Below are 11,043 nucleotides of genomic sequence, written 5' to 3' on the forward strand. Positions count from 1 at the left end.
GGAAGACCATCATGGCGAAACAGCAAGCACAGGCCGTCCAAGCGCAGACTGCCACCCAATCCGATTTTACGCAATTGCTCGAAAAGGAATTTCGGCCGAAGACCGAGCAAGCACGTGAGGCCGTCGAATTCGCAGTCCAGACGCTGGCCGAACAGGCACTCGCGCAATCGACGACGATCAGCGACGACGCCTACAAAAGCATCGCGGCAATCATCGCGCAGATCGACCACAAGCTCTCCGAGCAGATCAACCTCATCCTGCATCACGACGACTATCAGGCACTGGAGTCGGCCTGGCGCGGTCTGAGCCATCTCGTCTCGAACACGGAAACCGACGAGCATCTCAAGATCCGTGTCCTGGACGTTTCGAAGACCGAGCTGCACCGCACGATGCGCCGATACAAGGGACTGGCATGGGATCAAAGCCCGCTCTTCAAGCAGATCTACGAGCAGGAGTATGGCCAGCTCGGCGGCGAGCCGTACGGTTGCATGGTGGCCGACTACTATTTCGACCACACGCCGCCTGACGTCGACCTGCTGGCGTCGATCGCGAAGGTCGCCGCGGCGTCGCATACGCCGTTCATCACGGGTGCGGCTCCGTCCGTGCTCCAGATGGAATCGTGGCAGGAGCTTGCCAATCCGCGCGATCTGACGAAGATTTTCACGCAGAACCTCGAATACGCGGCGTGGAATTCGCTGCGCAACACCGAGGACGCGCGTTACGTCGGTCTCGCGATGCCGCGCTTCCTCGCGCGTCTGCCGTATGGCGCCAAGACCAATCCGGTCGACGAGTTCGACTTCGAAGAAGACACCAACGGTTCGGACCATAGCCGCTATGGCTGGGCGAACGCGGCATACGCGATGGGCGTCAACATCAACCGTTCGTTCAAGCAGTATGGCTGGTGCTCGTTGATCCGCGGTGTCGAGTCCGGCGGCACGGTCGAGAACCTCCCGTGCCACACGTTCCCGACCGACGACGGTGGCGTTGACATGAAGTGCCCGACCGAGATTGCCATCTCGGACCGCCGTGAGGCCGAACTGTCGAAGAACGGCTTCATTCCGCTCGTCCATCGCAAGAACACCGACCACGCGACCTTCATCGGCGCGCAGTCGCTGCAAAAGCCGGCCGAATATCACGATCCGGACGCGACCGCCAACGCAAACCTGTCTGCTCGTCTGCCGTATCTGTTCGCGTGCTCGCGCTTTGCGCACTACCTGAAGTGCATCGTGCGCGACAAGATCGGTGCGTTCAAGGAGCGCGAGGACATGCAGCGCTGGCTCAACGAATGGGTCATGCACTACGTCGATGCGGATCCGGCGAACTCGTCGCAGGACACCAAAGCGCGCCGGCCGCTGGCGGCCGCCGAAGTGCTCGTCGAGGACGTCGAGGGCAATCCGGGCTACTACCAGGCGAAATTCTTCCTGCGCCCGCACTTCCAGCTCGAAGGGCTGACGGTCTCGCTGCGGCTTGTTACCAAGCTTCCTTCCATCAAAGAAGCAGCTTGAGAGTAGTTCCGGTCCGTTCGGTCGCGCGTTAAGCCATCACTCTCGTGGTGCGCGGCCTCTTTTTATTCATTGAAGAAAAGGAGTACTAGGTATGGCACAAGATATTTTCCTGAAGATCGACGGCATCAACGGCGAATCGCTCGACGACAAGCACAAGGATGAAATCGAAGTCCTGAACTGGGACTGGGAAATCATCCAGGAATCGTCGATGCACGCCGGCAGCGGCGGCGGTGCTGGCAAGGCGACGGTCAAGGATTTGACGTTCGAACACAACATCGATCGCGCGAGCCCGAACCTGATGAAGTACGCGCTGACGGGCAAGCACATCGACCAGGCAACGCTCGTGATGCGCAAGGCGGGCGGCAACCCGCTCGAATACCTGAAGGTCACGATGAGCGATGTGATCGTCACGCGCGTGAAGCCGTCGGGCAGCAAGACCGATGCGGAGAAGAGCCGCGAGACGGTGTCGCTGTCGTTCGCGAAGGTGAAGCAGGAGTACGTCGTCCAGAACGCGCAGGGCGGCAGCGGTGGTGCCGTCACGGCCAGCTTCGACATCAAGGGCAACAAGGAAGCGTAAGCCGGCGTTGCGCTGTGCGTCGGCATGGTTGCCTTGCCGTACGCGCAGCGTCTGCCTCCGTATCCCAAGGTGAAATCTGCATGCGTTCGATCCTGATAGCCACCACGCTCGCCGGCGTAACGATTCTCTCGGCTTGTGCGAGTGGCGAGCCCAAGCCCAAGGAGCCGATTCGGCTTGAATTGACCGTTAACGCCGAGTCCGATGTCAATCCGGACGAGCGTGGTCGGGCAGCGCCGATCGTCGTACGCCTCTACGAGCTGAAGAACGACAACGCGTTCAAGGCGGCGGATTTCTTCACGCTGCAGACCCAGGACAAAACCGTGCTGGCCGACGACGTCGTCAAGCGCGACGAGTTGCAGTTGCGTCCCGGCGACCACCAGACGATTGTGCGGCGCCCTGGGGCGGATACGACCGCCATTGGTGTGATCGCTGCGTATCGCGACCTACCAAATTCCGTCTGGCGCACGGTCTACACGATGCCTGTGTCACCCGACAAGGCGTGGTATCGCATCTCCACGCCGAAGCTGAAACTGACTGTCGATCTCGAGGCCAAGGCCATCAAGATCGAGGAAGCCAAGAAATGAACCACGTCGCTCAACGAAACGGACGAAACGCATGAGCTGGTATGCCAAGGTCGCCTGGCAGGAGGGGCTGTTTTTTCGCCCGCAACTGTTCCAGCAACAGGATCGCTACTTCGAGAAGTACGCACATATGCGTGCGGCGCCGCTCTCGCCGTTCTTCTTTGGCTTTTCGCACTATGCGCTCGATCTGGAATCGCTGGCGCTGGGCAAGGTGATCGTCAAATCGGCCGCCGGCGTGTTTGCCGATGGTTCGCCGTTCGATGCACCGGGCAACACGCCGCTACCGCCGCCGTTGACGATCCGGCCGGAGCACCTCGATCAGGTGATCTATCTGGCGGTGCCGGTCCGACTGCCGAACTGCGAAGAGACGACGTTCGAGAACACGCCGGATTCGCTGGCGCGCTATCTCGTGTTTGATACCGAGCTGCGCGATACCAATTCGATCGGCCTGGCACCCGAGCCGGTGCAACTGTCGAACCTGCGGCTGCGCCTGATGCCTGAGAAGGAGCTTGGCGACGCCTGGATCGGGCTTGCGTTCACGCGCGTGAAGACGATTCGCGCGGACGGCAGCATCGAACTCGACGATACGCTGGTGCCCCCGGTTTCGGGGTATGGCGCGAGCGGCCTGCTCACAAGCTGGGTCACGAAGATTCACGATCTGGCGCGCCTGCGCGCAAATGCGCTCGCGCAACGGCTGGCGGGCACCGACGACACCACGGCCAGTGCTGCGACGGTCACGGATTACCTGCTGCTGCAAATCCTGAACCGGTATGAGCCGCTGCTCCAGCATATGTTGCGTGTGCCGACGACGTCGCCGGCGGACGCCTATACATTGCTGATCAGCATGGCCGGCGAGTTGTCGACGCACCTGCGTACGGATACGCGTCGGCCCCTCGAAACACATCCGCCCTATCAGCACACGACGCCGCACCTGTGCCTGAAGCCCGTTGTCGACGACACGCACCGGTTGCTGAACGCCGTGCTCGTGCGTAGCGCGCAAAGCATTGAACTCGAAGACCGCGGCCATGGCATGCGTAACGCCGTGGTCGATCCGGTCGACATGCAGGGATTCACGGCTGTCGTGCTCGCCGTCCACGCTGCCATGCCGCCGGACGTACTGCAGCAGCAATTCCTTGCGCAAGCGAAGGCTGGCCCATCCGACAAACTGCCGAGCCTCGTGCGCAGTCACCTGCCGGGCATTGGCTTGCAGGCGCTGCCGGTGCCGCCGCGGCAGATTCCGTTCAACGCGGGATACATCTACTACGAGCTGACCCAGGGCGGGCCGCTTTGGGACGAGGTCGTTCGCCACGGTGGTCTCGCGCTGCACGTCGCAGGCGACTTCCCGTCGATCAAACTCGAACTGTGGGGCGTACGCGCGTAAGCACGCAACGGCAGCCTTGAATTCACGAATCGCGATCAGCTACGTCTCACCATGAGCAACTCATCTACCGGTACCGATGTGACCGAGGAACGGACCTCGCCGGCGTCCTCGCGGCCGTCATCCCCGTCGTTTGGGGCTTCCGCCGTTCCGTTTAAGGATCGGCTCATCGCTGTCGAGCAGGCATCGAACCCGCTGCGGGAAGCCGCGCGACCGCTCTTGCGTGCGCTCGCGGACATGCCGGACCATCTCGCTCCCGAGGAGACCTTCGCGCTTCGCGACCTTCTCGAGCAGGAGGTTCGCACATTCCAGAAGCTGTGCGAGCAGGCCAATATTCGCCGCGACCACACGATCGGCGCGCGCTACTGCCTGTGTACGGCACTCGACGAGGCCGCGACGCAGACCGCGTGGGGAAAAGGGGAGTCGTCCGGGATCGAATGGATCAGCACGGGGCTGGCCACGACTTTCCACGAGGATCGGCAGGGGGGCGAGAAGGTCTATCTGCTGATTAGTCGACTGCTTGCCGAACCGGACGAGCACCGGGATCTGTTGGAAGTCATCTACGAGATCCTCAGCCTGGGATTCGAAGGGCGCTTTCGACACGAGACCACCGGCAAGCGAAAGCACGATGCAATTCGCCAACGGATCTACAGCGAGATCACGTCGCAGCGCGGGATCGCGCCCACCGCACTGTCGCCGCACTGGCAGTCGGATGTGAAGAGCAAGCGGGCGTCGTTCTATGACTTTCCGGTCTGGATCACGGCGACATTCCTGTCGGTGCTTTTGCTGGGGATCTTCGGCTGGTTCAAGTACGAACTGATGAGTCGCAGCGCGATCGTGGAAAAGCAGATCGCCGACATCGGCCGGATGACCCCGCCGCCTGCGCCGCCGCAATTGCATTTGAAGCAGTTACTGAAAGACGAGATCGCAGCGGGCACGGTCAGCGTCGACGAGGACGCACGACACAGCGCCGTGACGTTCCGGGGCGACGCGATGTTCCCGCCGGGCGGCGTCACGATCAAGAGTGCCATGGCGCCGCTGATCGCGAAGATTGCGGGTGAGATCGTCAAGGTGCCGGGCAAGGTCACCGTCCTGGGCTACACGGACAACCTGCCGATCCGCAGTCGGCAGTTCCCCTCGAACGAGGCGCTGTCGGAGGAGCGAGCGACGCAGCTCATGCAGATGCTGCAGACCGCCGGCGTCCCGGCGAACCGTCTCGAAGCGGTCGGCAAGGGCGACGCCGATCCGATTGGCGACAACAGTACCGCCCAGGGACGTGCGCAGAACCGGCGCGTTGAGATTGTCGTCGCGCAATAGGCCAGACCGGTACTCGGAATAGACCATGAAGAAGTTTTTGTCGTTTCTCGCATCGCGCCAGTTTCTCGCGTTTCTCGCGCTGATCGTCGTTGCGCTGGTGATCTGGTTCGTCGGACCGTTCTTCGCGTTCGGTGGCCTCAAGCCGCTGGCCGGCGCTGGCATGCGCGTGCTGCTGATTGCGCTGGTGCTCGTCGGGATGCTGCTCTGGCTCGCGAACTGGTCGACGAGCATCGTGTTTGTTGCGCTGGTGTGTCTGCTGATCTGGTATGCGGCGCCCTTGCTGTCGTTCGGCCATACGTCGCCTTTTGAACCCGTGTCGGCCCGGCTTGGCGCTATTGCGCTGGTCGTCGTGGTCTTCGCCCTGTTCTGGATGTTCCGGCTGTGGCAGAAGATGCGCGAGGACGAGGCATTTCTGAAGAAAATGCTTCGCTTCGGCGATAAGAAGGAAGAGTCGCCCGCTGCACCGCGCCTGAAAAAGGTCGAAGCCATTGTCTCGAGCGCGCTGGCGCGACTGAAGTCGATGCGTACGGGCGCGCGGGGGCCGGGCAAGCTGTTCCAGGGCAAGCGGTACCTGTATGAACTGCCGTGGTACATCACGCTCGGTTCCCGAGGGACGGGCAAGACGAGCGCGCTGCTCAACGGTGGCCTCGCGTTTCCGATCGCGGAGCAAATGCAGCGCGCGGCCGGGACGTCATCGGGTGATGCGGCGGCCGTGGATTGGTGGTTGACGAACGAAGCGGTGCTGATCGACACGGCCGGCTATTACACGCGTCATGGCACCTCGACCGTGGCCGAGGGGGAAGTGACGCCTGCACCGGCACCCGCTGACCGGTCGGCAACTGCCGCGTCCGGCGACGAGAAAGCAGCTGGAGCGGGCGAGGACCGGAAGAACGATGCTTCTGGTGATTCGCAAGCGGCGGCTGTCACCAAGTCGAGCGCGAACATCGTTCCGCTTCACGCCGATTCACGCGAGCAACACGAGGCGCTCGATCGCGCGGAATGGCTGGGTTTCCTCGGCATGCTGCGCCGCCACCGACCGCGGGCCCCGATCAACGGCGCGCTGCTGTCTGTCGATCTGGACTCGCTGGTCGGCGCCGATGAGCAGAAGCGCCTTGCCGAGGCGTCGGCGCTGCGCGCGCGACTGGGCGAACTTCGCAATGAGCTCGGCATCCGCTTCCCGGTCTACGTGCTTGTCACGAAAATGGACCGGCTGACGGGATTTGCCGAGTATTTTGTCGGGCTGACAGCGGAGAGTCGTGCGCAAGCGTGGGGCTTCACCTTGCCGTACGGCAAGGAAACGGTCGCCAAAGAAGGCTTGCGGGCGCGTTGCCGCCATGAACTGACGCAACTGGCCGAGCGCCTGTCCGGCATGATTCACACGCGCCTGCAGGATGAGGACGAAACCCACAAACGTCGGCAACTCGCCGCGTTACCGGAGGAGTTCGCCGCACTGATCGGGCCGCTCGTCGACCTGATCGACCGTGTGTTTCTCGATTCGCGCTACGACGATACCCAGCTGCACTCGACGTTGCGGGGCGTCTATTTCACCAGCGCGCAGCAAGGCGGAAATGCAGTCGTCGCCGAACGCGACACGGTCGTGCAGCGTCTGGCACCGAAGCAAGGGCACGGGTCGGGCTTCGGCTTGCAGGAGGGCAATCGAAGCTTCTTCCTGCACGACGTGCTGACTCGCGTCGTGTTTCCGGAAGCGCATCTGGTCAGTCCCAACCTGCGTTGGGAATACCGCTATCGTTTGCTGCGCCTGATCGGCCATGCGCTCGCGTTGCTGCTGTTTGTCTGGCTTGCGCTCGGATTGCGCGTCAGCTTTGGCAACAACAGCGACTACCTTGACGTTATTGGCCGCAAGGTCCAGGCATTGGCGGCTCGGGTGACCCAGCTCTACAAGGAGCCCAAGCCGGAGGCCGTGCCCGATACGCTGACCGAATCGCGCTATTTGCCGACGTTTCCGAATCTGGACCTGTCCGATCCGAGCAGTGCGTGGCGCTACGGGCTCTATACGCCGCCGAACATCGTGACGGAGAGCGGTCGCACCTACGACGCGCTGGAGGACAACCTGCTGGTGCCGCAAATCGTGCGCCGGATGGAAGACGTGATGTCCGGAGCGATTGCCAGCAAGGATCCGAAGGCCGCTTACGATGCGCTGCGCGTCTACCTGATGCTTTATGACAAGGCGAAGTTCAACGCCGGTGATGTGAAGACGTGGGTCCTCGACGACTGGGCGAAGAACGACAGCGCGGCAATCTTCGGCGGACGTGCGTCGATGATCGATCACGTGCAGCAACTCTTCTCGGGCGAGCGTGTCGTGAAGTCGCCGCTTATCCGCAATGATGCGCTGATCCAGCAGGCGCGGGCGTTTCTCGACGGCAGCAATGCGACCGATCGCCTGTACCAGCGCGCGAAGGCCGCAATGCTGAAAGAGTCCCCGGACGAGTTCACGCTGCTACGCGCAGTCGGGCCGCAGGCCGGTACCGTGTTCACGCGGGCGAGCGGGCAGCCGCTCTCGCGCGGTGTGCCAGGTCTTTTCACGTTTGACGGCTATCGGAACCTGTTCGACAAACGCCTCCCTGAGTTCGTCCAGATCGCGCGCGACGATGACGCTTGGGTGATGGGTCGCTCGTACCTGGGCGATGCTCAAAAAAAAACGGCTGAGATCGTGAGCTCGGTGACCGGCGCGGATGATGCACTGACGGACGCCGTTCGCCGCCAGTATCTGATGGAGTATGCGCAGCAGTGGGATGCGTTTCTCAACGATATCCGGACGGTAAGCGGCACGAGTCTCGCATTCAATCTTCAGGTGCTGCGCAGCTTCGCGGCACCCGACTCGCCGCTCGGCCGACTCGCTCGCGCGGCCGTGCATGAGACGACGCTCACGGCTCCGGCGACAGGGGCGGACGGATCGTTTTTGCAGAAGGCGGCCGACCAGCTGAACCAGAAGGCCGACAAGGCGCTTGGCATCCGCGCGTCCGAGCGTGTTGAGCGTGAAGTGGTCGACAACCATTTTGCCGCGTTGCGCGAGGTGGTGACCGGGAACGCCGATGGTCAGGCGGGGACGCAGGCGGCCGCCGCGCAGGTCGGCAAGACCGGGCTCGACGGCGTGACGAATCTGCTGAACGACTACTACACGGCGCTGACGGTCTCCGACAACGCACTGTCGAACAACAGCATGCCGCCGGCGAGCGACACGGCCGCGAAGCTCAAGATGACGGCCAACACGATGCCGGCGCCTTTCCGGGCGGTGCTGCTGCAGCTCGCCGCGGACGGCTCGCACGAGGTCAATCAGGGGATTGGCCAGTTGCTGTCGCGCCAGATGCAGGCGGTCGTCGGTGACACGTGCCGCCTCTCGATCGAAGGCAACTATCCGTTCGCTCCTGACAGCAAGCGAGACGTCAGTATTGACGACTTCACCCGCGTGTTCGCGCAAGGTGGCGTGATCGACGACTTCTTCGCGAAGACACTGGCGCCGTTCGTCGATACCTCGGCGAAGCCATGGCGTTACAAGACGCTGGCGGGCGCGACGGAGCCCGTGCAGGGGCCGGACCTGGAGCCATTCGAGCACGCGAAGGCAATCCGCGATGTCTTTTTCAACGATCCCGGCCACAAGCAGCTGACGTGGAAGGCAGACATCCGGATTCCCGAACTCGATCCGACGATCACCGGTTTGTCGCTCGACATCGACGGTCAGACCTCGCTCTATCAGCATGGCCCGGTGGCACCGTTCGCGGTGACGTGGCCCGGCCCGCGCGGTGGCGTCCATACGGAAATCACTGCTAATCCCCGCATCCGGCCGGACACATCGACCATCACGGCCGATGGGCCATGGGCACTGATGCGTTTGCTCCAGAAGGGGCAGGTCATTGAAACCGCCACGCCTGGCCGCACCCGCGTCGCTTTTGATTTCGATGGACGTAAAGCGGTGCTCGACATTGCAAGTGCCGGCAGCGTGGCGAACCCGCTGACGAGTGATGTGCTGAAGACTTTCCGCTGCCCGAGCTCAATGCCGGTGTTCAACCTGTCGGATAGCGGCCCGCCTCCCGGGTTGCCGCGCGGCATGACGCCGGCCAGCCCGGCGAATGTCGCCCAATAAGGGGGAGGGATAAGCACGGTGACGAATTCGACAGTCGATTCGCGAAACGATCCCGGAATATTTGCGTCTCCCCCGCTCAGCGCGCGACTCAAGGCGGCAGTGCTATCGGTCAACCCGTTGCTCGAATCCGCTCGCGTTTTGCTGCTTGCACTGGCGGATACGCCTGCGGCGCTGGAACCGGACGCCGTTTTGCAGCGACGCAAATGGCTCGAGCAGGAATTGCGGATGTTTCTGCGGATGTGTCGCGATCTTCAGCTGACGCAGGACGACGTCTCGCGGGCGACCTATTGCCTGAGTGCCGCGCTCGATGAGGCCGCGATGCAGACTCAGTGGGGCCGAGGCGAGAGTACGGGCACCGAGTGGCAGGCGAGCAGCCTGGCGGTCGCAATCGGCCATGATCGGCAAGGCGGCGATCGTGTTTTCCAGGCGATCGACGAAGTGCTGGCCGATCCACGTGGTCATCGCGATTTGCTCGAGCTGTTCCAGAACGTCCTGGACCTTGGCTTTCGCGGCCGGTACCGCTTCGAGCGTGATGGGGCGGCACGGCTGGGCAATATTCGCGAACGCCTCCACGGCGTCGTGATGGCCGGCGAACAGGGCGGGCATCCTGTTGACGGTGCCGAAACTGCGGTAACCCAACATTCCCGGCGCGATCGTGTGGGTGGGGCACCCGCATCGGGGCCACGCTTGGTCGATCCGTGGGTACGTCCAGAGCGCCGGCGTAACTCACGCCGGTGGTTTGTCGTCGGGGCAGTGGCTGCTCTGCTGGTGGTGGCAGGAGCCTATGTCGCGCTCAAGGCGATTGCTCATGCGAACCAGTCCACTCAACCAGCGTCGCCGATCGATCGATTGTGGGACGTGTTGGGCAAGCAACTGCGCGATGAGATCGCTGCGGGCAATGTGGAGCTGATCAGAGACACACCGGCAGACGCCGTGACGCTCCGGTTCAATGGCATGTACGCGTCGGGTGACGTGACCGTCGCACCGTGGTGGGCGTCGATGATGGCAGCGGTCGGACGGGCTATCGCGAGTTCATCGGCCACGACCCACGTACTCGTTACCGGATACACCGACAACCTGCCGGCGAGTCGCGCCCAGCAGGGCTCCAATCGAGCGCTTTCAGAAGCACGCGCGCAGCAGGTCGCGCAGATCCTCGCGTCGGCCGGCGTGGCGCGCGAGCGCATCAGCGTGACCGGTCAGAGCGATGCCGATCCGCTCGCAGATAACGCTTCGACGCAAGGGCGGACCAGAAACCGTCGCGTCGAAGTGACCGTGTCGAATTAATGCACGTAATCGAATCCCCCATTCACGAAACGGAGCTGGATATGCAGGATGCGCAAGGGCGAAGCATGGTGCGATTGGGCGATATGACCGACCACGGCGGCAAGGTCGTCGAAGCGACTGACGAGTTGAAGCACTTGGGCATCTCCGTGGCGCTGGATCAGCACGGGGTGATGTGTCCGAAGTGCGGCGGGATTTTCCCGCTGCTGGCGAGCGGTCCCCGTACACACCGAGGCCGACGGGTCGGCTACGTCGGCGACAAGACTGGTTGCGGCGCGACCGTGATCGGTTCGTGACCGAGG

Annotated in this window: 8 protein-coding genes; all 8 read left to right on the forward strand. The window is 62.9% G+C overall.

Annotated elements, in window-relative coordinates:
- Positions 1-11: 11 nt before the first annotated feature.
- The 8 genes from tssC to G3O06_RS20915 all read left to right on the forward strand — a co-directional run bounded on the left by tssC (position 12) and on the right by G3O06_RS20915 (position 11,037).
- Positions 12-1,505 (forward strand): type VI secretion system contractile sheath large subunit, encoded by a 1,494-nt coding sequence (gene tssC / locus G3O06_RS20880; protein ID WP_205817363.1) that lies wholly within the window; start codon positions 12-14, stop codon positions 1,503-1,505.
- Between the two features lie 91 nt (positions 1,506-1,596).
- Positions 1,597-2,082 (forward strand): Hcp family type VI secretion system effector, encoded by a 486-nt coding sequence (locus G3O06_RS20885; protein ID WP_205817364.1) that lies wholly within the window; start codon positions 1,597-1,599, stop codon positions 2,080-2,082.
- Between the two features lie 80 nt (positions 2,083-2,162).
- Positions 2,163-2,666, forward strand: coding sequence for a type VI secretion system lipoprotein TssJ (gene tssJ, locus G3O06_RS20890; protein WP_205817365.1), 504 nt, complete (start codon positions 2,163-2,165; stop codon positions 2,664-2,666).
- 31 nt (positions 2,667-2,697) lie between these two features.
- Positions 2,698-4,044 (forward strand): type VI secretion system baseplate subunit TssK, encoded by a 1,347-nt coding sequence (gene tssK / locus G3O06_RS20895; RefSeq protein ID WP_205817366.1) that lies wholly within the window; start codon positions 2,698-2,700, stop codon positions 4,042-4,044.
- A gap of 51 nt (positions 4,045-4,095) precedes the next feature.
- Positions 4,096-5,358 (forward strand): type VI secretion system protein TssL, long form, encoded by a 1,263-nt coding sequence (gene tssL / locus G3O06_RS20900; RefSeq protein WP_205817367.1) that lies wholly within the window; start codon positions 4,096-4,098, stop codon positions 5,356-5,358.
- Between the two features lie 25 nt (positions 5,359-5,383).
- Positions 5,384-9,460: a type VI secretion system membrane subunit TssM gene (gene tssM, locus G3O06_RS20905; protein WP_205817368.1), complete on the forward strand. Its 4,077-nt coding sequence runs from the start codon at positions 5,384-5,386 to the stop codon at positions 9,458-9,460.
- Between the two features lie 18 nt (positions 9,461-9,478).
- Positions 9,479-10,744 (forward strand): type IVB secretion system protein IcmH/DotU, encoded by a 1,266-nt coding sequence (icmH, locus tag G3O06_RS20910; RefSeq protein ID WP_205817369.1) that lies wholly within the window; start codon positions 9,479-9,481, stop codon positions 10,742-10,744.
- A 41-nt stretch (positions 10,745-10,785) separates the two neighbouring features.
- Positions 10,786-11,037: a PAAR domain-containing protein gene (locus tag G3O06_RS20915; protein ID WP_205817370.1), complete on the forward strand. Its 252-nt coding sequence runs from the start codon at positions 10,786-10,788 to the stop codon at positions 11,035-11,037.
- The last annotated feature ends 6 nt before the right edge of the window (positions 11,038-11,043 follow it).

Origin of the sequence: Burkholderia sp. Ac-20345, from assembly GCF_017104825.1 — a bacterium.
Taxonomy (GTDB): domain Bacteria; phylum Pseudomonadota; class Gammaproteobacteria; order Burkholderiales; family Burkholderiaceae; genus Burkholderia; species Burkholderia lata_B.